The sequence below is a fragment of the Inquilinus sp. genome, assembly GCF_039594555.1.
In the GTDB taxonomy this organism is placed as follows: domain Bacteria; phylum Pseudomonadota; class Alphaproteobacteria; order DSM-16000; family Inquilinaceae; genus Inquilinus.
The window spans coordinates 1-22785 of the sequence record NZ_JBCNNF010000057.1 but is presented as its reverse complement, the minus strand read 5'-3'; the positions used below and the strand labels follow the sequence as shown (position 1 = coordinate 22785).

The window sequence follows — 22785 nt, the reverse complement described above, 5'->3', positions numbered from 1 at the left end:
GGCACCTGGTCTCGGTCACCCGCGACGACCTCGTCGGCCAGTACATCGGCCACACCGCGCCGAAGACCAAGGAGATCCTGAAGCGGGCGATGGGCGGGGTGCTGTTCATCGACGAGGCCTATTACCTGTACCGGCCGGAGAACGAGCGCGACTACGGCCAGGAGGCGATCGAGATCCTCCTGCAGGTGATGGAGAACCAGCGCGAGGATCTGGTGGTGATCGTCGCCGGCTATGGCGACCGGATGGAAAAGTTCTTCACCAGCAATCCCGGCTTCCGCTCGCGCATCGCCCATCACGTCGAGTTCCCGGATTTCTCCGAGGAAGAGCTGATCACGATCGGCGAGGGCATGCTGGCACGGCAGAACTACCGCTTCAGCCCGGAGGCGCTGCAGGCCTTCCGCGACTATGTCGCCCGCCGCATCCGGCTGCCGCATTTCGCCAATGGCCGGTCGATCCGCAACGCGCTGGACCGCGCCCGGCTGCGCCAGGCCAACCGGCTGGTGCGGGACATGCCGCCCGACCTGACGGTCGAGGAGTTCGTCACCCTGGCCGAGGCCGATATCCGCGCCAGCCGCGTGTTCTCCGCCGAGCCGCCCGAAGTGGAGGCCAAGCTGTGACCGCGTCGCTGGTGATCGCCCCCTCGATCCTGTCCGCCGATTTCGCCCGGCTGGGCGAGGAGGTGCGCGCGGTCGTGCAGGCCGGCGCCGACTGGATCCATATCGACGTGATGGACGGGCATTTCGTGCCCAACCTGACGATCGGGCCGGATGTGGTGAAGGCGCTGCGGCCGCACAGCGACCGGGTGTTCGACGTGCATCTGATGATCGCCCCGGCCGACCCGTATCTCGACGCCTTCGCCAGGGCCGGCGCCGATGTCATCACCGTACATGCCGAGGCCGGTCCGCATCTCGACCGGTCGCTGCAGCACATCCGCTCGCTCGGCATGCAGACCGGCGTGGCGCTGTGCCCGGCGACGCCGGAGGATGCGGTGGCGCATGTGCTGGACCGCCTCGACCTGATCCTGGTGATGACGGTCAATCCCGGCTTCGGCGGCCAGGCCTTCATCCCGGCGATGGCGGAGAAGATCCGCCGGATCCGCGCCATGATCGGCGACCGGCCGATCCGTCTCGAGGTCGATGGCGGGGTGACGCCGGAGACGGCGGCGGTGGTGGCCGCGGCCGGGGCCGACACGCTGGTCGCCGGCTCCGCCGTGTTCCGCGGCGGGCCGGCCGCCTATGAGGCGAACATCGCCGCCATCCGGAGCGGCGCCCGATGACCGCGCCCGCCCCTTGGCGCCCGATCGTCACGACAATACGGTTGCATTCTTTTGTGAAATACTTCCTACTGGCTTTGGCGGTATCCGCGCCAGTACTCGCCCAGATATACGATATAATTCAGAAGTATTTTTCCTTTTTTGTTGGCGCATTTAGACAAAAGGATTGCCGTGATGTCAGATTATTCCACTATTCAGATCATGATGACCCTGGCGGCGCTGGCCTCGGACGGGGCCGACCCGCGGCCCTCGGGCGAGCAGCGGGACCAGCACATCGCCCGGATCAAACAGGGCATCACCACCCAGCTGGCCGACACCAGCCTGGCCACCCAGGGCAATTGGAAGCTGAGCTGGGTCGGGCTGACCAAGGACGGTGCCAACCTGGCCTATATCGCGCAGGGGCCGAACGACGGCAACGGGACGGTCTACGCGCTGGTGCTGCGCGGCACCGTGATGGACAGCCTGGTCGACCAGCTGGAGGACCTGCAGGTCGGGCTGCTGGTGCCCTTCCACCCCGACGGCACACCGCCCATGTGGCCGTTGCCCCAGATCTCCCTGGGCGCGATGGTGGCGTTCGGAGCCATCGTCTCGAACACCGACCTGAAGACGCAGCTGGCGGAGCAGAAGCCCGACACGCTCTACGTCGTCGGCCACAGCCTGGGCGGGGCGATGGCGACCACGATCGCGCTGTATCTTCAGCAGCAGGTATCGGCCGGCAAGCTGCCGATCGCACGCATCCAGCCCTACACCTTCGCCGCCCCGACCGCGGGCGACGCCACCTTTGCCACCTGGTTCGACAAGCAGTTCCCGAAGGCCGTCTGCATCTACAACAAATACGACGTGGTGCCGACCGCCTGGGCGACCCTGGCCTCTCTCCCGGAAAACTGGCAGAGCAATCCCTTCTATCCGCCATCGCCGGGCCCCACCGCCAAACCGGACAACACGGTCGGCGAGGAGATTGCCAAGATGGCAGCCAATACCAAGGGCAACACCTATGTCCAGCCGACCCAGCAACCGCCGCTGAACACCGGGTCGCCGCCGCTGCTCCTGGAAAAATATGCCCCGCCCCCGCCCAAGGTGGATCCGTTGGTGGATCAGTTCATGCAGCAGGTCGGATTCCAGCATTACAGCAACAACTATCTGAAGCTGCTGGACGCCCCGCAGGTCCCGGACGTCGTCCCCATCGCCTCGGTCAGCCCGACCAGCGGGAAGGTGCTCGGCGGCACCTCGGTGACGATCCTGCCGAAGGCAGGCGAGACCTTCACCCCCGACTGCGTGGTGGATTTCGGCAACTTCGCGGCGAAGTCGCAGACCGTGGCCCCGGGCGGGACCAGCATCACCGCGGTGTCGCCCGCCAACTTCATCATCGGCCCGGTCGACATCCGGGTGACCAACATGTACGGCACCACAACGGCCGGTCCGAGCGACCAGTTCACCTACACCCTCTAGGGGCTGGGCATCGCTGCGGGGAGGGCCGGCCATGAGCCCGGTCCTCCCTTCTCGCCCTCGCGCCGTCGTGTTCGACCTGGACGGCACCCTGGTCGACAGCGTCGCCGATGTCGCCGACGCCCTGGCCGCGGTGATGCGCGAGGCCGGCATCCACCCGCTGTCCGAGGCCGAGGTGCGCGGCCTGATGGGCCATGGCGCGCCCGGGCTGCTGCGCGGGGCGCTGCGGCTGCGGCAGTGCGATCTCGGCGAGGCCGAATGGATGACCCGGCGCTTCCTCGATCGCTACGCCGCGGCGCCGGCGGTGCGCAGCGCGGCCTATCCCGGCGCGGTCGACGCGATGGCGGCGCTGGCGGCGGCCGGGATTCCGGTCGGCATCTGCACCAACAAGGCGGCCTGTACCGCGCGGGCGGTGCTGCGGGCGCTGGGTTTCGCGCCGCATCTCGGCGCCGTGGTCGGCGGCGACAGCGGCCACGGCATGAAGCCGGATCCGGCGCCGCTTCTGGCCTGTATCGCCGCCCTCGGCGCCGTGCCGGAGGAGACGGTCTATCTCGGCGACCATCGTGTCGACATCGACACCGCAAGGGCGGCCGGGGTGCGGGTGCTGGCGGTGCCCTTCGGCTATGGCGACATCGCGGCGCTGGAACCGGACGGCATCCTCGCCGACTACGCCGCGCTGGCCGGGATGCTCGGCCTGGCCGTGGCCGAACAGCGATGACGCTGCGCGCGATCCTGTTCGATGTCGATGGCACGCTGGCGGAGACGGAGGAGGTGCACCGCCAGTCCTTCAACGCAGCCTTCCGCGCCGCCGGCCTGCCCTGGCACTGGAGCCGGGCGCTGTATCGCGAGCTGCTGGCCGTCACCGGCGGCAAGGAGCGGATCGGGCAGTTCCTGGCCGGCCTGCCAGACCCGCCGTGCTGCGACGTGGCGGCGCTGCACCGGGCGAAGACCGAGCACTACACCGCGCTGGTGGCGGGCGGGGCGGTGGCGCTGCGCCCCGGAATCGCCCGGCTGCTGGCCGAGGCGCGGGCGGCCGGGGTGCGGCTGGCGATCGCCACCACGACGACGCCGGCCAATGTCGCGGCGCTGCTGGCGGCGGCGCTGGGGCCGGAGGGGCCGGCGCTGTTCGAGGTGATGGTGGCCGGTGACGCGGTGCCGCGGAAGAAGCCGGCGCCGGATGTGTACCAGGCGGTGCTGGAGGCGATGAGACTGGAGCCGGCGGAGTGCGTCGCCATCGAGGATTCGCGCAGCGGCGTGCTGTCCGCCTGCCGCGCCGGCCTGCCGGTGCTGGCGACGCCCGGCCTGTACACCGGCGACGACGATCTGCGCCACGCTTTGGCGGTGCTGTCCGACCTGGGCGAGCCGGACGCGCCGTACCGCCATCTCGGCGGCGCCGGCGCCGGCGAAGGCTGGGTGACGGTCGAGGCGCTGGGGCGGTGGGTGGCGGACTTTACAGGTCAGCGGGTGTGCAGGCGGCGAGAGCCCCCTCACCCTCCCGCCGCCAACGCGGCGGGTCCCTCCCTCTCCCCAAGGAGAGGGTACTAAAGCCGAGCCTGCTTCACCTCTCCTTGGGGAGAGGTCGGAATCGCGCAGCGATTTCGGGTGAGGGGGTGGCTCAGGCGGAAGAGAGAAGGCGAAGACCATCCCTCATCCCTGATGTGAGGACGAAATTCTCTTCTTCAAGAATTGCCAAAACCCGGCGCCAAGCCGAGTGTCCGGCCCCTGAACCGCACAGGAGCCACGCTTGGCACAGGACCTGGTTCACGGCGTCGCCGACGACCGCTTCGCCGCGGCGCGCGAGGCCTTCGCCGCCAACTTCGCCGAGGGCCGGGAGATCGGCGCCTCCGTCTGCGCGACGGTCGGCGGCGAGACGGTGATCGACCTGTGGGGCGGCTGGGCCGACGCCGCGCGGACGCGGCCCTGGCGGCGCGACACCATCGTCAACGTCTTCTCCACCACCAAGACCATGACGGCGCTGGCCGCGCTGCTGCTGGCCGATCGCGGCGATCTCGACCTCGCCGCGCCGGTGGCGCGGTACTGGCCGGAGTTCGCGGCGGGCGGCAAGGACCGCGTCACCGTCGCCCAGCTGCTGAGCCACAGCGCCGGGCTGCCGGGCTGGCGCGAGCCGTTCAGCCAGGACGATGCGGTTGACTGGGACAAGGCCACCCGCCTGCTGGCCGCCCAGGCGCCCTTGTGGGAACCCGGCACGGCCTCGGGCTACCACGCCTACACCCACGGCTTCCTGATCGGCGAGGTGATCCGCCGCGTCACCGGCCGGTCACCCGGCACCGTGTTCCGGCAGGAGATCGCCGAACCGCTGGGCGCCGACTTCTGGATCGGCCTGCCGGAGGGCGAGGACCATCGCGTCGCCGAGCTGGTCCAGCCCCCCGGCCCGGCGCCCGAGGCCGGAGCGGTGGAGATGGCGGAGATCCCGTCGATCGCCTTCCGCGACACCCGGCCGGACGGCAGCCGCGCTTGGCGCGTGGACGTGGCGCAGACCCGGACCCGGGCCTGGCGCGGTGCCGAGATCCCCTCGGTCAACGGCCATGGCAATGCCCGGTCGATCGCCCGGATCCACGCGGTGCTGGCGAATGGCGGCGCGGCCGGGGGCCGGCGCCTCCTGTCCGAGGCCGGCGCCCGCCGGGTGCTGGAGCCGCAGATCGAGGGGCCGGACCTGGTGATGCGGGGGATCGGGGTCCGCTTCGGGCTGGGCTTCGCCCTGGCTCCCTGCGCCCTCCTTCCGGTCACGCCGCCCAGCCCGAACACGGTGTTCTGGGGCGGCGGCGGCGGGTCGCTGGCCGTGATCGACCTCGATGCCCGCACCAGCTTCGCCTATGCCATGAACCGGATGGACCGGGCCCTGATGGGCGAGGAGCGGTCGTTCCGGGTGCTGCGGGCGATATGGGCGGCGCTGGCGGCGTAGCACCCGCCCTCTTATCTGTCATCCCCGGGCTTGACCCGGGGATCCAGGAAATGTCGATGCCGCTCTGGGGGGCCCCTGGATTGCCGGGTCAAGCCCGGCAATGACAACAAAGACAAACCGACCACCTTCCCTACTTCCCGATCTCCTCCTGGATCGTCCGCGACAGGGCGTACAGGCGGCGCTCCAGCACGAAGGGCTGGTCGCAGATCGCCGGCAGCAGGCGCTCGCGCTCGTCGAACACCCGCTGGTCCCAGCCAAGCTGCGTCTCCAGCCGCTGCCGCTGCTGCGCCACCGCCAGGTCGGTCGAATTCGCATCGACGCCGTCCAGCGTCTTCGTCGTCTCCTCGATCCGCTGGGCCAGCGCCTCCTGCCGGGCGTTGAAGCGGCGGATGCCGCGGATGATGGTGCCGCGCTCGCCGTTGACGGTCTCGAACAGGCCGGCGAACAGCTCGGTCAGCGCCGCCTTGCGGTCGCCCTCATAGCCGATGGCGAAGCGGCGGATCTCGGCCGTCGCCTCGTCCACCGGGACGCGGCGCGGCGCCACCCGATCGACCAGCGCCGCCACCACCGCGTCGTCGCGCCAGGCGGGGCCGCTGGTGGTCGGGTCCTCGCCCTGCCACATCGCGCCGACCGACAGTTCCGGCTGCAGCCGCTGGACGCAGGGCCAGTCGTCCTTCTGGGGTTGGGCGGCATCCTGCGCCCGCCCGACGGCCGGAAGCAGGGCCAGGAGGGCGGGGAAAAGCCATGCGGATCGGATCATGACGGGCCTCCTTGTCAGCCGGCGCCGGGGCCGCGGACGCGGGCGACGAGGCCGCGCGCCGGGTCATAGGCCAGGATCGCCCCGCCGAGGAACACCGCGGTACAGGCGAGGACGACGATGACGGACTGGATGTCGACCTGGCCGTAGAGGGCGAAGCGGTTCAGCTCCACGGCATAGGTGAAGGGGTTCAGGCCGCAGACGTCGCGCAGCAGCGGGCTGGCCTCCTCCACCTTCCACAGCGGGTAGAGGGCCGAGGAGGCGAAGAACATCGGGAAGATCACGAAGTTCATCACCCCGGCGAAGTTCTCGAGCTGGCGGATCGCCGAGGACAGCAGGAGACCCAGCGCGCCCAGCATCAGCCCGGACAGGACCAGGGCCGGCAGCACGGTGAGATAGCCCGTCGCCGGCGGCTCGACGCCCCAGATCCGGGCGATCGCCAGGAAGACATAGACCTGCGGCAGCGACAGCAGCGTGCCGGCCAGCAGCCGCGCGGTCAGCAGGAACCAGCGCGGCATCGGGCTGGTGAGGAGCACCCGCATGCTGCCCATCTCGCGGTCATAGACCATGGACAGCGAGCTCTGCATCCCGTTGAACAGCTGGATCATCGCGATCAGCCCGGGGACGATGTATTCGTCGTAGAGGATGTAGGTCTCGTAGGGCGGAATGATCGAGACGCCGAGCACCGAGCGGAAGCCGGCGGCGAAGATGAACAGCCAGACCAGCGGCCGCACCAGGGCGGAGATGAATCGGGTGCGCTGATGGATGAAGCGCAGCCCCTCGCGCCACAGGATGCCCATGAGGCAGCGCCAGGCGCCGGCCGGGGTGACGGTGCCCAGAGGCTCGCGCCCGGCGTCGATCGTGCTCATGCCGCCTCCGTCAGCCGGCGGAAGGCGTCCTGCAGCCCGCCGGCGCCGGGATCGGAGATGCCCAGGTCGGAGACGATCGCCGCGGCCGGGCCCTGCCGCAGGACGCGGCCGCGATGCAGGATGATGGTCGGGTCGGCCGCCTCGACCTCGTCGATCAGATGGGTGGCCCACAGCACGGTCAGGCCGCGGTCGCGCACCAGGCCGCGGACATCGGCCAGGATCGCGGCGCGGCTGCGGATGTCGAGCCCGACCGTCGCCTCGTCGCACAGCAGCAGGCGCGGCTGGTGCAGCAGCGCGCGGGCGATCTCGATCCGCCGCGCCTCGCCGCCGGAGAAGCTGCGGATCTTGCGGTCGGCCTCCTTCGCCAGGCCGACCCGCTCCAGCTCCGCCGCGATGCGCTGCCGGGCGATGGAGCCCGGCATGCCGTGCAGCGCCGCGTGGTAGCGCAGGTTCTGCCGGGCCGACAGGTCGGGGTCGAGCGCGCGCTGCTGGAACACCACGCCCATCAGCGCCAGCGCCCGCCCGGGCTCGGCGCCCAGGTCGCGGCCGAACACGCTGATGCGGCCCGACTGGGCGCCGTAGAGCCGGGTGACCAGCGAGAACAGCGTGGTCTTGCCGGCGCCGTTCTGGCCGAGCAGGACGGTGAAGCGCCCGGGCTGCACCGCGATCTCGATCTCCGCCAGGATCTCGCGCCCGCCGATCCTGTGCGACAGGCCGGAGACGGCGAGGGCGGGGGTCTCAACGGCGGGCATCGCAGCCATCTAGCGGATCGCCACGCCCCAGGGCAGCTCACCGACGGTGATCGACTTGACCACCTTGCGTGCCGCCACGTCGATCACCGAGATGTCGTTCGAGGCGCCGTTGGTCGACACCAGGTATTTCCCGTCCGGGGTGAAGGCCAGCTGCCAGACCCGCTGGCCGACCAGGAGGTAGTCCGTCACCTCATAGGTCGCGGTGTCGACCACCGCCACCCGGTTGGCCGGGCCGAGGGCGACGAAGGCGGTCTTGCCGTCGGCGGTGATGCGCACGCCGACCGGCTGGATCGTCTCCTTGCGCACGCCCTGGACCTCGAAACCGATCTTCTTCACCACCTGGCGCGACGCCGCGTCGATGACGCTGACCGTGCCGCCGATCTCGGCCGAGACCCAGACCTGCTTGCCGTCCGGCGTGAACTGGGCGAAGCGCGGCCGGGTGTCGACCAGCACGTTGTCGGTCAGCTGCAGCGTCCCGGTGTCGATGAAATGCGCCATGTTGGTGGTCTCGGAGGTGTTGACCAGCCATTTGCCGTCGGGGCTGACGCCCATCCCCTCCGGCTCCACCCCCACCGGGATCTCGGTCTCCATCGCCCGCTGCTCGAGGTCGAGCACGGTGACCATGTTGTCGTCCTCATTGGCGACGTAGAGGCGCTTGCCGTCCGGCGCCAGCACGAACAGCTCCGGGTCCGGGCCGCTGGGCAGGGTGCCGAGCGGCTTCAGCGTCTCCGTGTCGATCATCTCGATGTGATCGTCGTCGCTGGTGCAGACATAGAGCGTCTTGCCGTCGCTGCTGAGGGTGATGCCGCGCGGCCGCTGGCCGACGGGGATGGTCCGGGTCACCGTCATGGTGTCGAGGTCGACCACGCTGACGCTGTTGCCCTTCTCGTTCGAGACATAGGCGGTGAAGGCCTGCGCGGGCCCCGCGCCGAGGGCCGCGGCCGTCACTGCCAGGGGCACGAACCGGTTCATGCGCGGCCTCCTAGGAATCGGGGTTGAGGCGGCACGACGATTCCGGCTCGTCGTAGCCGAGCGTGTCAAGCGGCGTGCGCTGATGCAGGAAGCCGTCCTGCGGCGAGACCGAGACCAGCATCAGCGGCGACGCCAGCAGGATCGGCTGGCGCAGCTGCTGGTCCCAGCGGCGGAAGGTCAGCGGCACGCCCTTGAAGGCGCCGAGCTGGAAGGCGTCGGACACCATATAGTCGCGGATCGCCTGGGGATCGTCCTTGCCGGTGCGGGTCACCGCCTCGCCCAGCGCGCGGACCGCGACCCAGGCGGCGTAGTCCCGCTCCAGCATCCAGCGGCCGGCTTCCTTCTGGAAGCGGCGCTGCAGCTGGGTGCCGCCCCACTGCTCCTGGCTGCGGTGCCAGCCGGTCGGCACCAGCCCCTGGGTGCCGGCCACCGGCCGCGGGTCCCAGATCCGGTACGGCAGGTACTCGCCGAACACCTCGCTCTCATCGGCCACTACCATGACGTCGTAGTCCGGCAGGCGCTGGGTCAGCTGCGTCATCTGCTTCTGCACCTGCTGCTCGCCGGTGTCGGAGCGGCGGGAGCCGGCCTGGAACTCGTAGGTCCGTTCCTCGACGATCTTGGCGCCATAGCGCTTGGCGGCGCGGCGGATGGCGTCGGCGAAGGCCTTGTCGCCGTCCAGCGTGCCGGAGACCAGGACCCAGCGGGTCCAGCGCTTGAACGCGAGGTATTGCGCCAGCGCGTCGGCCTTCATCGCCCGGTTGGGGATGGTGTGGAAGACATTGGCGCGGCAGTCGCTGACGCGCAGCCGGTCGTCCTCGGCCCGGGCGTTCAGGATCACCGCATCCTTCATCTCCGGCAGGTCGGCCAGTTGCAGCAGCCGGTCGGCCGGCAGGTCGGCGACGACCAGCTTGATGCCCTTGCCGGCGATCGCCGCGGCCGCGCCGGCCAGGTCGCCGCCGGCCGGGATCACCGTCTCGTCCAGCGAATAGTCCTGGCCCAGGAAGCGGCCGGTGGTCTGGTTGTCGGTGATCGCCAGGCGGGCGCCGGCCACGCCCTTGTCCTTGGCCACCGGCTCGACCAGCGACAGCGGCTCCGGCTCCGGGATCGCCTCGCCGAGCCAGCCGATGGCGACCGACAGCTTCGGCTTCGCCGGTTGCTGCTGTGCCGCGGCCGGGACCGTGAGCAGGGCGGCGGCAAGGCCGAGCGCCGCCAGCATCCGGCGGCGCGCGAGGAGCCGGGCGGGCCGGCGCATGGTCAGCTCGCCCCCTGCTCCTTCAGATAGGCGATGACGTTCAGCCGGTCCTCTTCCTTCGGCAGGCCGGGGAACACCATCTTGGTGCCGGGCACCAGGGCCTTGGGGCCGGAGAGGTACTTGTCGAGCGTCGCCTCGTCCCAGGTCAGGTGGGCATCCTTCATGGCCTGGGAGTAGTTGAAGCCCTCGAGCGTGCCCGAGGTGCGGCCGACCACGCCGTGCAGCGACGGGCCGAGCTTGTTGGTGCCGGCCTCGACCGAATGGCAGGCCTGGCATTTGGCGAAGACCTGCTTGCCCTTGGCGGCGTCGCCGGCCGCGTCCTGGGCATGCACCGCCATCGGCAGGGCGAGTGCGGCGACAGCCGCGACAAGCGATAACCCTCGCATCTCGGACGTCCTCCTGCTGGCCGGCCGGGCCGGCGTTCCGCTTGGGATCCGGCACGGGCCGGGAGCCCGCCGAACCTGCCCGCTCGACAGGCGGGATTGCGCCGACTGTATGAACCGCCCGGAAGCCCGACAAGGCGAGAAGACGCAACTGAGACCAAAGTCCAATTCAGCCGCGCGGCAAAAGCGCGCCCTGTTGTCCGGGTCGTTGCGGGAGATGCCGTGTGCCGTCATTTGCGCGCGTGGGCGAGCCGGAGCGGCCGGGGGCACTGAGCCGCCGCGGCGCCCTGGGCGCCGCCCTGGCGCTGGGGCTGCTCGGTGGCGCCGCTTCGGCCGCCGATGACCCGCTGCCGGTGACCGAGATCGCGCCGGGGATCTTCGTGTTCCAGGGCGCGCATGAGGAGGCGACGGCGGCGAATCTCGGCGGCATCGCCAATCTCGGTTTCATCATCGGCGGCGCGGCGGTGGCGGTGATCGACACCGGCGGCAGCGCGGCCGAGGGGCGCCGGCTGCTGGCGGCGGTGCGGCGGCAGACCGCCCTGCCCGTCCGCTGGGCGATCGACACCCATTTCCATCCCGACCACGCGCTGGGCAACGCCGCCTTCGCCGGGCCGGACACCACCATTGTCGGCCACGCCAACCTGCCGCGCGGCCTGGACGCCCGGGCCGGCACTTATCTCGACGGGCTCAACCAGGCGCTGGGCAACGCCGCCGCCGGCACCACGATCGTGGAGCCGATGCTGCTGGTGCGGGACCGGCTGTCGCTCGACCTCGGCGGCCGGGCGCTGGAACTGAAGGCCTGGCCGCCGGCGCACACCGATGCCGACCTGACCGTGCTCGACAGCGCCACCGGCACGTTCTTCGCCGGCGACCTGGTGTTCCTGCAGCGCGTGCCGGCGATCGACGGGTCGCTGCGCGGCTGGCTGGATGCCATCGCCGGGCTGCGGCGCGAGGCCGGGATCGCGCGCGTCGTTCCCGGCCACGGCCCGCCCTCCGCCCCGTGGCCGGGTGCGCTGGACGACGAGGAGCGCTATCTTCGCCTGATCCTGGACGAGACCCGCGCGGCGCTGGCCGCCGGGCGCAGCCTCGACCAGGCGGTGGCCACGGTCGCCCGGTCCGAGCGCGGCCGCTGGCTGCTGTTCGACGACTATAACGACCGCAACGTCGCCACGGCCTACACCGAGCTGGAGTGGGAATAAGGGCGAGAAGGGAGGACATGATGCAACGGCACGCCGCAGCCCTGGCGCTGAGCGCCCTGACAACCCTGATCGCCCTGTCCGCGCCCGCTCGGGCGGCTGACGACGATCCCTGGCCCGACCTGAAGACCGCGATCTTCGGCGAGAAGGCGGTCGCCGACGGCAGCGGCTTCATGCGGGTCGAGGCGCCGCAGCGCGCCTATGACGCCGCGGTCGTGCCGGTCACGGTCCGCTTCGACGGCGGCCACATGCCCGGCAAGGTCCGCGCCGTGACCCTGGTGGTGGACAAGAACCCGGCCCCGGTCGCCGCCGTGTTCCGGCTGGGCGACCGCATCGCCGACCCGACCATCGGCACCCGGGTGCGGGTGAACGAATACACCAACATCCATGCCGTGGCCGAGACCACGGACGGGTCGCTGTTCGTGGCCGCCGCCTACGTCAAGGCCGCCGGCGGCTGTTCCGCCCCCGCGCTGAAGACGCCGGACGACGCGATGGCCCATCTCGGCGAGATGCGGACCAAGAACCTGGACGCCGCCCAGATCGGCGAGCCGAGCCGGGTCGAGCTCTTGATACGGCACCCGAACTATTCCGGCATGCAGATGGACCAGATCAAGCGCACCTATGTGCCGGCGCGGTTCATCGAAAGCATCGACGTCAGCTATGACGGCGCCCGGCTGCTGCAGGTCGAGGGCAACATCTCGCTGAGCGAGAACCCGATGGTGGAGTTCAGCTTCACCCCGACCGAGACCGGCCGGCTGAGCGCCACCGCCACGGATTCGGACGGTGCCGTGTTCACCCAGGCCTGGCCGGTGCCGGCGACGATGTGAGGCGGGATGGTGGCGTCGAAGACCCGAATGGGCAGGCCAGTCACCCGCATGCCGGCGCCCCCCTTGCTGTCATGCCCGGGCTTGACCCGGTCATCCAGTGACCGTCGATGCCGCTCGGGGTGGCCCCTGGATTGCCGGGTCAAGCCCGGCAATGACAGGGAAAAGAAGGCGTCCTCCCCTGGGACATTAATCCCCAGGCGGCGGCTCCTAGAAACACCGGAAATCCGCCTCGATCTGCGCCAGGCGCAGCGTGTCGACCATCGCCTTCAGCATCGTCATCTCGCGGAAGATGCCGGCCTGGTCGCCGGTGGCGAGCTGCATGCGCAGCACCGTCTCGGCCTTCTCATAGTCCTTGTACGGCATGATCGAGGAGACCGCGTCGATGCTGCAGGAGCAGCGCTGCAGCATCTCCTGCGTCTCGCCGTTGCTGGCCATGCAGCCGATCACATAGTCGGCCACCACCGGGGTCGGGTAGTCGTTCGCACGCGCCGGGCCGGGCGTGGCGAGCAGCGCCGGGGCAAGGAGGGCGAGAACCGCACAGCCCTTCATGGCGATCGCTCCGCAGTCGCGTGGGGAGGCCAGCAGAGCAAAGGGGCCGGGGCCGGTCAATTCGTTCCAAGGGACAAGAAAGACCCATCTGCAGTGCTTCCGCATCCCTTTTTGTCCCCCCTCCCCTTGCGGGAGGGGGGCAGGGGGAGGGGTCTGCGCGCGTCCGCGCGCACATTGCCCGGGATCGGCTTCAATAGACGAACCGGCCTGACGCAATCGAGCGCCGGCTCCGATGGAGAAAACCCCCTCCCCCTACCCCCCTCCCGCAAGGGGAGGGGGGACTCGAAATCAGCGGCCTGCACGTCCCGTGCCAGTGACAAGGCTGACTCGCCGTGACCGGCGCGGTTCCGGCGGCGCTGGTGGCCAGCCTGCTGACCGCGGTCTCGGGCTATACCGGCTATTCCGTGCCGGGCGACCCGCCGGCGGTGGTGACGCTGCCGCATGCGGAGCTGGAGGCCATGGCCTGCGACCATCCCTGCGCCGTGATGGGTTTTGCCCGGCCGGACGGCACCATCGCCCTGGACGACTCGCTGCGCATCGGCACCGACCCGGCCGACACCAGCATCCTGGTGCATGAGCTGACCCACTTCCTGCAGCGCGCCGCCGCCGGCGGGGCGCCGGCCGCCGATTGCGACGCCTGGATCGAGCGCGAGCGCGAAGCCTATGACGTGCAGTATCGCTGGCTGCGCGACACGGCGCCGACCATGCGCGACTTCTCGATTCGCCGGGCCCGCCTCGGCAGCCATCCGATGATCCCGCCCTGCCGGCCCGGGCAGCCCCTGCCCTGAGCAGCCGAGGTGTGATTGGACGCCTGTTGCGGAAATACTGGACCATTCGCTGAACAGGTGCCGCCGGCACCCTTCTTTTGCGTCGCAAAAGGCCGGTCGAGACCGCGGCTCCATTGTCCGGCCGCAGCCCCCTCGCCCACCGATCCACCCGCTGCCCGGAGCAACAATCGAAATCAATATTTGAAGATTGTACCTTGGTATAATCCAAGTATTTTATTCGCGGCTGCGAAATACGGATTTCCTACCAAAGAACAATACCTTTTTGTGCGTTTGGAATTGACTGGGATTTGCATGTCTCCGCAAAGTGACGGCGGTCGTCTTGCGAAACAATGACCAACAGGCCCGGAGACGAGGCCATGACGACCGGGCCCGATGGCGTGAACGACCGTCGAGGCGGACCTCCGGCATGCCGACGGCACGGCCGCGGGTCCCGCTCGCGATCAATGGGAGGAGAGCGAATGCCCAGATTGCTGCGCGTTTCCGGGACCGCCTTGGCGCTTATGTTCGCGCTGACGGCCCTGCCGACGATGGCGTCGGCCAATGACGATCTGCTGAAGCTGGAGAAGGACCCCAACCAGTGGGTCACGCCGCTCGGCAACTATTCCAGCCAGCGCTACAGCGCGCTGAAGCAGATCACCGCCGAGAACGTCAAGAACCTGCAACCGTCGTGGAGCTTCTCCACCGGCGTGCTGCGAGGCCATGAAGGCGGGCCGCTGGTGATCGGCGACATGATGTACGTCCATGCGCCGTTCCCGAACACGGTGTTCGCCCTGGACCTGGCGAACCACGGCAAGATCGTCTGGAAATACGAGCCGAAGCAGGATCCGAACGTCATCCCGGTGATGTGTTGCGACACGGTCAACCGCGGCGTGGCCTATGGCGACGGTCTGATCTTCCTGCACCAGGCAGACACCACGCTGGTGGCGCTGGACGCCAAGACCGGCAAGGTGGCGTGGAGCGTCAAGGACGGCGACCCGACCAAGGGCGAGACCGGCACCTCGGCGCCGCTGGTGGTCAAGAACATGGTCCTGATCGGCAATTCGGGCGGCGAGTTCGGCGTCCGCGGCCATGTCTCGGCCTATGACACCAAGACCGGCAAGCTGGTCTGGCAGGCCCATTCGATGGGCCCCGACGCCGACACGCTGATGGACCCGGAGAAGACCACCGCGCTGGGCAAGCCGGTGGGCAAGGATTCCGGCATCTCCACCTGGCAGGGCGACCAGTGGAAGATCGGCGGCGGCACCACCTGGGGCTGGATCTCCTACGACCCGGAGACCAACCTGATCTATTACGGCACCGGCAATCCCAGCACCTGGAACCCGGTGCAGCGGCCCGGCGACAACAAGTGGTCGATGACGATCTTCGCCCGTGACGCCGACACCGGCATGGCGAAGTGGGTCTATCAGATGACGCCCCATGACGAGTGGGACTATGACGGCGTCAACGAGATGATCCTGACCGACCAGAAGTTCGGTGGGAAGGACCGCAAGCTGCTGGTCCATTTCGACCGCAACGGCTTCGGCTACACCCTGGACCGCGTTACCGGCGAGCTGCTGGTGGCCGAGAAGTACGATCCGGCGGTCAACTGGGCCAGCAAGATCGACCTGAAGACCGGCCTGCCGGTGCGCGACAAGAAGTTCTCGACCGAGGCCAATGGCGAGGACACCAACTCGCAGGGCATCTGCCCGGCGGCGCTCGGCTCGAAGGACCAGCAGCCGGCGGCCTTCTCGCCGGAGACCGGCCTGTTCTACGTGCCGACCAACCATGTCTGCATGGATTATGAGCCGTACAAGGTGGCCTACACCGCCGGCCAGCCCTATGTCGGCGCGACGCTGAGCATGTACCCGGCGCCGGGCGGCACCAACCTCGGCAACTTCATCGCCTGGGATGCGGAGAAGGGCAAGATCGTCTGGTCGATCCCGGAGCCGTTCTCGGTGTGGAGCGGTGCGCTCGCCACCGCCGGCGGCGTCGTCTTCTACGGCACGCTGGAAGGCTATCTGAAGGCGGTCGACGCCAAGACCGGTAAGGAGCTGTACCGGTTCAAGACCCCCTCGGGCATCATCGGCAACATCAACACCTTCACCAGCAAGGGCAAGCAGTACGTTGCCGTGCTCTCCGGCGTCGGCGGCTGGGCCGGCATCGGCATGGCGGCAGGGCTGACCAATCCGAACGAAGGCCTCGGCGCGGTCGGTGCCTATCAGTCCCTGTCGCAGTACACCCAGCTGGGCGGAACGCTGACCGTCTTCGCCCTTCCTGACTGAAGCCTCCCTGCGCCTCGGAGGCGGGCTTCGGCCCGCCTCTCTTTTCTTTGCTCCCTGCCGACGCCGACATGCCACATCATCCGAGAGGATCGAGGATGCCGTTCCGCGCCTTCCTGTACCGCACCGCCCTCCTGACCGGCGGCCTGATCGCGATCGGCGGGTTCGCCGCCGCGGGCTTCGCCCAGGACAAGAGCAGCGCACCGGCGGGGCAGCAGCCCGCCGCGAACGCGCCGGCGGCGCCGGCCGCCCCGGCGGCGGGAGACGAGGAGAAGCCCTATCATATCGCCGCCGACGGCACGGTCGACTGGTCGGTCTATAACGGGTTCCGCCGCTACAACGGCATCTGCTACGTCTGCCATGGCCCGGATGGGGAAGGCAGCACCTTCGCCCCCGCCCTGGTCGACTCCCTGAAGACGCTGACCTTCGACCAGTTCCTCGAGACCGTGGTCAATGGCAAGCAGGAGGTCGGCACCGCGAACGACAAGAAGATGCCGGCGCTGGGGTCCGACCCCAATGTGATGTGCTACATCAACGACATCTACGCCTATCTCAAGGCCCGGTCCGACGGCGCCGTGGGCCGCGGCCGGCCGCCCAAGTTCGAGAAGAAGTCCAAGGACTATGCCGACGCGGAAAATGCCTGCATGGGGACGCCTGGATAGCATGTCGACACTCACGATGCGGTGGCGTGGCGCGGCGCTCGGCCTCCTGGCCGGCGCCGCTTTCGCCGTTCTGCCGGCCCTGCCGCTGCGGGCGGAACCGCCGCGGCCCGAGGCGATCGACCGCTCGACCCTCCGGGTCTGCGCCGACCCCGCGAACCTGCCCTTCTCCAACGACAAGGGCGAGGGCTTCGAGAACAGGATCGCCGAGCTGCTGGCCCAGAAGCTGGGCGTGCCGGTGCGCTACACCTGGTACCCGAACTCGACCGGCTTCCTGCGCATGACCCTGCGCGCCCGGCGCTGCGACCTGGTGATGGGCATCGTCGCCGGGGCCGATCTGGTGCAGAACACCAACCCCTATTACCGCTCCGGCTACGTGCTGGTGACGCGGCGCGACGACCATCTCGCCGACGTGACCAGCCTGGCCGACCCGCGGCTGCAGCCGCTGCATCTGGGCATCACCGCCGGCACGCCCCCCGCCAACCTGGCGGCGCGCGACGGGCTGATGGCGCAGGCCCGGCCCTACCCGCTGGTGGTCGACAGCCGCTACGACGCCCCCGGCAAGCAGATGATCGATGACCTGGCGTCGAAGCAGATCGACGCCGCGGTGCTGTGGGGGCCGATCGCCGGGTATTTCGCCAAGCAGCATGGCGACGCGCTGGTGGTGACGCCGCTGACGAGCGAGGCGAAGGACACCCGCCTCGACTTCTACATCACCATGGGCGTGCGGCCGGGCGAGAGCGACTGGAAGAACCAGATCAACGGGCTGATCCGCGAGAACCAGGACGCCATCACCGCCATCCTGAAGGAGTACGGCGTGCCGATGCTCGATGCCCGCGGCCAGCCGATGCTGTGAGAGCCCGTCCGACAATGCTACTGGCATGGCCTTCTGACGGCGGTTTCTGCGCTTCCGGTGCTCACGGACCCAAACGTCCGCTGCGCGCCGGTTCTCGAAACCACCGCCAGCAGACTCATGCCAGCGCATTCTCGAACGGGCTCTGCGCCGGCGTGATCCGCCCGCTGCTCCGCCTCGCCCTGCTGGCCGTGTGCCTGGCCGCCGGGCCGGTCCTGGCGCAGGTGGCGGAGCCCGACGGCTACCGGATGGAGAACTACCGGGCGCCGGTGCCGGCGACGCTGCAAGGCGCCACGGTGGTCGATGCCGCGGCGGTGGAGCGGCTGATCCGCGGCGGCCCGGTGCTGCTGATCGACGTGCTGCCGCAGCCGCCGCGCCCGGACCAGCTGCCGCCGGAGACGCTGTGGCGGCCGCCGGAGCGGCGCGACATCCCCGGCAGCGTCTGGCTGGCCAACACCGGTTACGGCGCCCTGTCGGCGGAGATGGAGACCTATTTCCGCGACGCCCTGGCCGCCCTGACGCTGGGCGACCACGCCCGGCCGCTGGTGTTCTACTGCGATGCCGAATGCTGGATGTCCTGGAACGCCGCCCGGCGCGCGGTGGCCGAGGGCTACACCGCGGTGCACTGGTTCCCCGGCGGCGTCAAAGACTGGACCGCCGGCGGCCGCCCGACCTGGCCCAACGCGCCGCTGCCGGTGAAGTGACCTCAGGGCTCGTCGGCCTGCAGGGCTGCCTCGATGTCCTGGCCGCCGTAGAAGACGCCGAGGATGGTCACAATCTCGTCCTCGATCGTGAAGGCGATGGTCACACGGCGCCGGAATCCGAGCAGCCGGAGCCCTGACTGGATGTCATCACGACGTCGTCCCCGGTGAGGGAAGGTTTCCAGATTTTCGCAGTAGTCGGTGATCGCATCGACGTAGTGGTCTGCTCGATCTCGTCCGGCTTCCTCAGCAATGTACAGGTTCAACGCCTCCAATTGTTCGACGGATCGCGTCGAAAAGGAGACGCGAAACCGCTTCATTGACCTCTCGCCATTCGGTTGCGCAGCTTGGCCAACCGCTCGCGAACCTGCTCAATGTCGAGAAGGCTCGATGGATCGGCCTTGGCCTCGTCATAGGCCGCCACGACCTCGGTGCGCAGCCACTTCTCGAGCGCGTGATCGCGAGCCTGTAGGGCGCGCAGGCCGTCCCGGATCACCTCGCTCTCGCTGGCGTATTCGCCCGAGGCGACTTTGGCCCGGACCATCTCCGCCATCTCGTTCGGCAGCGTGACGCTGAACTGCTGGGTGGTGCGCAACTGCGCCTCCGATCCTGCTGAATAGGATGGAACACTATCATAGATCCGATCAGGATGCGGTCAGCTAGGATCGGCCGGATCGCCCTCCTCCACCGCCGGCCCCTTCAGCGCCGGGTCGAAACGCAGCAGGGCGTCGACGATGGCGTCGATCCGCGGGTCGGCGGGGTCGCGCGGATGCGGCAGCTCGATGCCCCGCTGCAGCGACACCCGGCCGGCGCCCTCGGCCAGCACCACCACCCGGTCGGCCAGGGTCACCGCCTCGCGCAGATCATGGGTGACCAGCAGCACGGTCGGCCGGTGCCGGCGCCAATACTCCGCCAGCAGAGTCCGCATCCGCCCGGCCAAGCCGTGGTCGAGCGAGACCAGCGGTTCGTCCAGCAGCAGCAAATCTGGCTGGACCAAGAGGGCCCGGGCCAAAGCGGCGCGGCGCTGCATGCCGCCGGAGAGCTGGCCGGGATAGGAGTCCTCCCGCCCCTCCAGCCCGACGGCCGCGAGCCATTCGCGGGCCTCGGGCGCGGCGCCGGGGCCGGCGACCAGAAGCAGGTTGTCGAGCAGGCGGAGCCAGGGCACCAGCCGCGGGTCCTGGAACACCGCGGCGCGGCGGCGCGGCGGCCCGTCCGGCCAGTCGATACGGCCCTGATAGCCGGAATCGAGACCGCCGATGATGCGCAGCAGCGTGGTCTTGCCACGGCCGGACGGGCCGACCAGGGCCACGAACTCCCCCGCCCCGATCGACAGGTCGACGCCGTCCAGCACGTCGCGCGGCACGGGCGCGGCGAAGCGCCGGCGGATGCCCTGCAGCACTAGCCCAGATATCTCACACCCCCTACGACCTGCGTCGTCTTGCGGTGAGTCGGATGCGGGGGCGGGACGCGAAAAGCGTATAGGGACATACGGTTGAGCGGCCCGCCCCCGCAGGCGGCCACCGCAAGGCGACCCTTCGGGCCGGTTGAAAATGCCGACAGGGTGCGTCGAACGGCTTGCCCGATGCATAAGCACCGCGCTGCGCCGCTCTCCTGCCCCGTCGGCATTTTGAACCGGCGCAGGACGCAGGGGGTGTGAGATATCCGGGCTTGGCCGATCACGGCGACCGCCAGCGGCCGGCGGCGCGGTCCAGCGGCTGCAGCAGGAACGCCTCGATCGCCAGGATCACGGCGATGAACACCAGCGTGTAGGCCAGGATCCCGGCAATGTCGAAGAAGTTGAAGAAGCTGCGGATCTGGAAGCCGACGCCGTTCGGCCGGCCCAAGAGCTCGACCACCAGCACGATCTTCCAGGTCAGGGCCAGGCCGGAGCGGGCGGCCGCCATCAGGCTGGGCGCCAGCTGCGGCAGCACGATCCGGCGCAGCACCCGGCCGCGCGGCACCTCGAACAGCTGCGCCATCTCCATCAGCGGCCGGTCGAGCGCCCGGGCGCCCTCGCGGGTGATCGCCACCACCAGCGGCGCCTTGTTGACCGCGACCGCGATCACCGCGGCCCATTCGTTCAGCCCGAACCAGACGTAGCAGAGCACGATCGTGACCAGCGCCGGCATGTTCAGCGCGATCACCAGCCAGCCATCGAACAGCTCGTCCAGCAGCCGGCTGCGGCCGAGGGCGATGCCGATGACGGTGCCGATCATCATGGCCGCGGCGAAGGCGGCCAGCACCCGCGCCAGGGTGATGGCGACGTTGTACGGCAGGTCGCCCGCGACGATATGCTGCCAGGCGGCAGCCGCGACCTCGGCCGGCGGCGGCAGCACGGCGCTGTCGGCCAAAAGGGCGGCGACCTGCCAGATCAGCACCAGGATCGCGAGGGACAGCAGCCAGCGCCAGCGCCGCGGGCTTGGCGCCGTGGCCGGCGCGGCGTCAACCGCCATAGCCGGGCCAGAAGGTGCCGGGCGGCAGCGCCTTGAGGCCGCCGACCGCGGCCGGGGTGATGCCGGCCATCAGCCGCAGCGCCGCGGCGGCGGCGGTCGCATCGGCCGGGCCCGGCGCCGCGGGGATGCCGGCGCGGTAGCCGTCGCGCAGGGCGGCGAAGACGGCATCGTCCTCGGCCTGCATCTGCGGCCGCAGTTTCTGCCACAGCGCGTCGTCGGACCGCATCGCCGCCTTGGCGGCGAAGGAGGCGTCGAGGAAACCGCGCGCCAGGCCGGGGTTCTGCGTCGCCCAGCCATCGCGGAACACCCAGCCGAGCAGCGGCGGCGGCCGGTCGAGCCCGAGCGCCGGCAGAATCTTGCCGATCTCGACCACCGGTTGGAACCCCTTGGCCGAGAGCCGGGCGGCGAATTGCCAGAAGTTGAGCACGGCGTCGAGGTCGCCGCGCAGCGCCAGCTGGTTCAAGAGCGGCGGGGCGGCGAAGTTGACGGTGGCGGCACGCGGCAGGTCGATGCCGGATTTGCGGGCATAGGCCTGGATCAGCACCCAGCTCTTGTCGTCCTCGCCGCCGGCGACGCCGAGGCGCTTGCCGGGCAGATGCTGGATGGTGCGGATGCCGGTCTTCGGGTCAGCCATCAGCGCGCCGACGGTCAGCGAGAACGGCACGAAGGTGACGTCGCGCCCGGCCTCGCGCTGCCGCGCCACCCAGATCCAGTCAGTGACGATCAGGTCGACCGCGCCGGACTGGAAGGCGACGGCAGTCGCGTCCTTGTCGGCCAGCACCAGCGGCTCGAGCACGAAGCCGTGGCGGCGGTCGAAGCCGTCGCCGATCACCGCCAGCTCCCAGTTCACCGTGCCGAACTGCAGCGTGCCGACCCGCACCCGCGGCGGCTCCTGCGCCCGCAGCACGGCCGGCGCGGCCAGCACCGCGCCCCCGATCAGGAGATCGCGGCGGCCGATGAGGGGCATGCGAGACACCATGAGGCCCATTCCCAAAGCTGTCATGCCCGTCCTCGGACTTGATCCGAGGCTTGACCCGGGCATCCAGAGACTGTCGACACCCTCTGGATTGCCGGGTCAAGCCCGGCAATGACAGGAAGGGGAAGCTGCCCTCAAGCGCATTACTGGTTCAGCACGCCGGCATGGTGGCGGATGTGGTCGGCGATGAAGGTGGAGATGAAGTAGTAGCCGTGGTCGTAGCCGGCATGGCGGCGCAGGGTCAGCGGCTGCCCGGCCTTGCGGCAGGCCGCCTCCAGCAGATGCGGATGCAGCTCGCGCTCCAGGAACGGGTCCGCCTCGCCCTGGTCGATCAGGAGGTCCGGGCAGCGCGCCCCAGACTCCACCAGCGCCGTCGCATCCCACTGGGCCCATGTCGACTGGTCCGGCCCGAGATAGTTGCCGAACGCCTTCTGCCCCCACGGACATTGCGACGGCGCCGCGATCGGCGCGAAGGCCGACACCGAGCGGTACAGCCCGGGGTTGCGCAGCGCCGCCACCAGCGCCCCGTGCCCGCCCATCGAATGCCCGAAGATCCCCATCGCACTCCGCCGCGCCGGGAAGTGCCGGCCGATCACCTCCGGCAGCTCCTTCGTCACATAGGCGTGCATCCGGTAGCCGTCGCGCCAGGGTGCCTGGGTCGCGTCCAGGTAGAACCCGGCGCCGAGCCCGAAATCCCAGCTCGCATCGTCGCCCGGATATCTGCGGTCGCGCGGCGAGGTGTCCGGCGCCACCAGCATCAGCCCGAACTCCGCCGCGTGCTGCAGCGCGCCCGCCTTGATGATGAAGGTCTCCTCGGTGCAGGTCAGACCGGCGAGATAGGTCAGCACCGGCACCGGCCGTTCGGCGGCCTGCGGCGTCACATAGACTGTGAAGCGCA

General features: G+C 69.7%; 26 protein-coding genes. 13 read left to right on the top strand and 13 right to left on the bottom strand.

Annotated features, from left to right (window positions below; genetic code table 11):
* From ABDW35_RS08945 to ABDW35_RS08920, 6 genes are all read left to right on the top strand, one after another.
* The coding region (locus tag ABDW35_RS08945; protein ID WP_343713509.1) for an AAA family ATPase at positions 1-617 on the top strand (617 nt) is incomplete at its 5' end.
* Entirely contained in the window at positions 614-1276 is a 663-nt protein-coding gene (rpe, locus tag ABDW35_RS08940; protein WP_343713508.1) for a ribulose-phosphate 3-epimerase, read from the top strand. The genes ABDW35_RS08945 and rpe, both read left to right, overlap by 4 nt.
* A 171-nt stretch (positions 1277-1447) precedes the next feature.
* Entirely contained in the window at positions 1448-2722 is a 1275-nt protein-coding gene (locus tag ABDW35_RS08935) for a hypothetical protein (protein ID WP_343713507.1), read from the top strand.
* A gap of 31 nt (positions 2723-2753) precedes the next feature.
* Entirely contained in the window at positions 2754-3437 is a 684-nt protein-coding gene (locus tag ABDW35_RS08930; protein ID WP_343713506.1) for an HAD-IA family hydrolase, read from the top strand.
* The gene (locus ABDW35_RS08925) at positions 3434-4264 is read left to right on the top strand and encodes an HAD-IA family hydrolase (protein WP_343713505.1); all 831 of its coding nucleotides are present in this window, start codon (positions 3434-3436) and stop codon (positions 4262-4264) included. Before ABDW35_RS08930 ends, ABDW35_RS08925 begins: the two co-directional genes overlap by 4 nt.
* A gap of 199 nt (positions 4265-4463) precedes the next feature.
* Positions 4464-5642 (top strand): serine hydrolase domain-containing protein, encoded by a 1179-nt coding sequence (locus ABDW35_RS08920; RefSeq protein WP_343713504.1) that lies wholly within the window; start codon positions 4464-4466, stop codon positions 5640-5642.
* A 130-nt stretch (positions 5643-5772) separates the two neighbouring features.
* Here ABDW35_RS08920 and ABDW35_RS08915 read toward each other — a convergent pair whose 3' ends face one another.
* The 6 genes from ABDW35_RS08915 to ABDW35_RS08890 all read right to left on the bottom strand — a co-directional run bounded on the left by ABDW35_RS08915 (position 5773) and on the right by ABDW35_RS08890 (position 10630).
* On the bottom strand, positions 5773-6402 hold the full coding sequence (locus tag ABDW35_RS08915; RefSeq protein WP_343713503.1) for a hypothetical protein: 630 nt from the start codon (positions 6400-6402) through the stop codon (positions 5773-5775).
* A gap of 14 nt (positions 6403-6416) precedes the next feature.
* On the bottom strand, positions 6417-7199 hold the full coding sequence (locus tag ABDW35_RS08910; RefSeq protein ID WP_343713510.1) for an ABC transporter permease: 783 nt from the start codon (positions 7197-7199) through the stop codon (positions 6417-6419).
* Between the two features lie 65 nt (positions 7200-7264).
* Entirely contained in the window at positions 7265-8020 is a 756-nt protein-coding gene (locus ABDW35_RS08905) for an ABC transporter ATP-binding protein (RefSeq protein ID WP_343713502.1), read from the bottom strand.
* 9 nt (positions 8021-8029) lie between these two features.
* On the bottom strand, positions 8030-8992 hold the full coding sequence (locus ABDW35_RS08900; RefSeq protein WP_343713501.1) for a YVTN family beta-propeller repeat protein: 963 nt from the start codon (positions 8990-8992) through the stop codon (positions 8030-8032).
* A gap of 10 nt (positions 8993-9002) precedes the next feature.
* Positions 9003-10244, bottom strand: a complete 1242-nt coding sequence (locus ABDW35_RS08895) for an ABC transporter substrate-binding protein (protein ID WP_343713500.1) — start codon at positions 10242-10244, stop codon at positions 9003-9005.
* A 2-nt stretch (positions 10245-10246) separates the two neighbouring features.
* Positions 10247-10630: a cytochrome c family protein gene (locus tag ABDW35_RS08890; RefSeq protein ID WP_343713499.1), complete on the bottom strand. Its 384-nt coding sequence runs from the start codon at positions 10628-10630 to the stop codon at positions 10247-10249.
* 221 nt (positions 10631-10851) lie between these two features.
* Here ABDW35_RS08890 and ABDW35_RS08885 point away from each other — a divergent pair, with 221 nt between their 5' ends.
* Positions 10852-11826, top strand: coding sequence for a quinoprotein relay system zinc metallohydrolase 2 (locus ABDW35_RS08885; protein WP_343713498.1), 975 nt, complete (start codon positions 10852-10854; stop codon positions 11824-11826).
* 17 nt (positions 11827-11843) lie between these two features.
* Positions 11844-12650 (top strand): quinoprotein dehydrogenase-associated SoxYZ-like carrier, encoded by an 807-nt coding sequence (locus ABDW35_RS08880; protein ID WP_343713497.1) that lies wholly within the window; start codon positions 11844-11846, stop codon positions 12648-12650.
* 207 nt (positions 12651-12857) lie between these two features.
* Here ABDW35_RS08880 and ABDW35_RS08875 read toward each other — a convergent pair whose 3' ends face one another.
* Complete coding sequence (locus ABDW35_RS08875) at positions 12858-13199, bottom strand: hypothetical protein (RefSeq protein ID WP_343713496.1); 342 nt, start codon at positions 13197-13199, stop codon at positions 12858-12860.
* Positions 13200-13531: 332 nt separating this feature from the next.
* On the opposite strand from ABDW35_RS08875, the gene ABDW35_RS08870 reads away from it, so the two are divergent.
* The 5 genes from ABDW35_RS08870 (at position 13532) to ABDW35_RS08850 (ending at position 18461) form a co-directional block, all read left to right on the top strand.
* Positions 13532-13987 (top strand): hypothetical protein, encoded by a 456-nt coding sequence (locus ABDW35_RS08870; protein WP_343713495.1) that lies wholly within the window; start codon positions 13532-13534, stop codon positions 13985-13987.
* Between the two features lie 458 nt (positions 13988-14445).
* Positions 14446-16248, top strand: a complete 1803-nt coding sequence (locus ABDW35_RS08865; RefSeq protein WP_343713494.1) for a methanol/ethanol family PQQ-dependent dehydrogenase — start codon at positions 14446-14448, stop codon at positions 16246-16248.
* Positions 16249-16343: 95 nt separating this feature from the next.
* Complete coding sequence (locus ABDW35_RS08860) at positions 16344-16907, top strand: c-type cytochrome, methanol metabolism-related (protein WP_343713493.1); 564 nt, start codon at positions 16344-16346, stop codon at positions 16905-16907.
* Position 16908: 1 nt separating this feature from the next.
* Positions 16909-17760, top strand: a complete 852-nt coding sequence (locus ABDW35_RS08855; RefSeq protein WP_343713492.1) for a substrate-binding domain-containing protein — start codon at positions 16909-16911, stop codon at positions 17758-17760.
* Between the two features lie 152 nt (positions 17761-17912).
* Entirely contained in the window at positions 17913-18461 is a 549-nt protein-coding gene (locus tag ABDW35_RS08850) for a PQQ-dependent catabolism-associated CXXCW motif protein (RefSeq protein WP_343713491.1), read from the top strand.
* Between the two features lie 2 nt (positions 18462-18463).
* On the opposite strand, the gene ABDW35_RS08845 is transcribed toward ABDW35_RS08850, so the two are convergent.
* The 6 genes from ABDW35_RS08845 to fghA form a co-directional block, all read right to left on the bottom strand.
* Entirely contained in the window at positions 18464-18778 is a 315-nt protein-coding gene (locus ABDW35_RS08845) for a type II toxin-antitoxin system RelE/ParE family toxin (RefSeq protein ID WP_343713490.1), read from the bottom strand.
* Positions 18775-19053: a type II toxin-antitoxin system ParD family antitoxin gene (locus tag ABDW35_RS08840; protein ID WP_343713489.1), complete on the bottom strand. Its 279-nt coding sequence runs from the start codon at positions 19051-19053 to the stop codon at positions 18775-18777. The genes ABDW35_RS08845 and ABDW35_RS08840 overlap by 4 nt, the downstream gene beginning before the upstream one ends.
* 60 nt (positions 19054-19113) lie before the next feature.
* Complete coding sequence (locus ABDW35_RS08835; protein WP_343713488.1) at positions 19114-19857, bottom strand: ATP-binding cassette domain-containing protein; 744 nt, start codon at positions 19855-19857, stop codon at positions 19114-19116.
* A gap of 277 nt (positions 19858-20134) precedes the next feature.
* Positions 20135-20911 (bottom strand): ABC transporter permease subunit, encoded by a 777-nt coding sequence (locus ABDW35_RS08830; protein WP_343713487.1) that lies wholly within the window; start codon positions 20909-20911, stop codon positions 20135-20137.
* On the bottom strand, positions 20901-21878 hold the full coding sequence (locus tag ABDW35_RS08825; protein WP_343713486.1) for an ABC transporter substrate-binding protein: 978 nt from the start codon (positions 21876-21878) through the stop codon (positions 20901-20903). The genes ABDW35_RS08830 and ABDW35_RS08825 overlap by 11 nt, the downstream gene beginning before the upstream one ends.
* Before the next feature lie 152 nt (positions 21879-22030).
* The coding region (gene fghA, locus ABDW35_RS08820) for an S-formylglutathione hydrolase (protein ID WP_343713485.1) at positions 22031-22785 on the bottom strand (755 nt) is incomplete at its 5' end.

Bases quoted from the DNA above. Each gene is read 5' to 3' on its own strand.
- ABDW35_RS08935 (WP_343713507.1), top strand. From the start codon at position 1,448: ATGTCAGATTATTCCACTATTCAGATCATGATGACCCTGGCGGCGCTG.
- ABDW35_RS08930 (WP_343713506.1), top strand. From the start codon at position 2,754: ATGAGCCCGGTCCTCCCTTCTCGCCCTCGCGCCGTCGTGTTCGACCTG.
- ABDW35_RS08925 (WP_343713505.1), top strand. From the start codon at position 3,434: ATGACGCTGCGCGCGATCCTGTTCGATGTCGATGGCACGCTGGCGGAG.
- ABDW35_RS08915 (WP_343713503.1), bottom strand. From the start codon at position 6,402: ATGATCCGATCCGCATGGCTTTTCCCCGCCCTCCTGGCCCTGCTTCCG.
- ABDW35_RS08910 (WP_343713510.1), bottom strand. From the start codon at position 7,199: ATGGGCATCCTGTGGCGCGAGGGGCTGCGCTTCATCCATCAGCGCACC.
- ABDW35_RS08905 (WP_343713502.1), bottom strand. From the start codon at position 8,020: ATGCCCGCCGTTGAGACCCCCGCCCTCGCCGTCTCCGGCCTGTCGCAC.
- ABDW35_RS08900 (WP_343713501.1), bottom strand. From the start codon at position 8,992: ATGAACCGGTTCGTGCCCCTGGCAGTGACGGCCGCGGCCCTCGGCGCG.
- ABDW35_RS08895 (WP_343713500.1), bottom strand. From the start codon at position 10,244: ATGCGCCGGCCCGCCCGGCTCCTCGCGCGCCGCCGGATGCTGGCGGCG.
- ABDW35_RS08890 (WP_343713499.1), bottom strand. From the start codon at position 10,630: ATGCGAGGGTTATCGCTTGTCGCGGCTGTCGCCGCACTCGCCCTGCCG.
- ABDW35_RS08880 (WP_343713497.1), top strand. From the start codon at position 11,844: ATGATGCAACGGCACGCCGCAGCCCTGGCGCTGAGCGCCCTGACAACC.
- ABDW35_RS08875 (WP_343713496.1), bottom strand. From the start codon at position 13,199: ATGAAGGGCTGTGCGGTTCTCGCCCTCCTTGCCCCGGCGCTGCTCGCC.
- ABDW35_RS08865 (WP_343713494.1), top strand. From the start codon at position 14,446: ATGCCCAGATTGCTGCGCGTTTCCGGGACCGCCTTGGCGCTTATGTTC.
- ABDW35_RS08860 (WP_343713493.1), top strand. From the start codon at position 16,344: ATGCCGTTCCGCGCCTTCCTGTACCGCACCGCCCTCCTGACCGGCGGC.
- ABDW35_RS08855 (WP_343713492.1), top strand. From the start codon at position 16,909: ATGTCGACACTCACGATGCGGTGGCGTGGCGCGGCGCTCGGCCTCCTG.
- ABDW35_RS08845 (WP_343713490.1), bottom strand. From the start codon at position 18,778: ATGAAGCGGTTTCGCGTCTCCTTTTCGACGCGATCCGTCGAACAATTG.
- ABDW35_RS08830 (WP_343713487.1), bottom strand. From the start codon at position 20,911: ATGGCGGTTGACGCCGCGCCGGCCACGGCGCCAAGCCCGCGGCGCTGG.
- ABDW35_RS08825 (WP_343713486.1), bottom strand. From the start codon at position 21,878: ATGCCCCTCATCGGCCGCCGCGATCTCCTGATCGGGGGCGCGGTGCTG.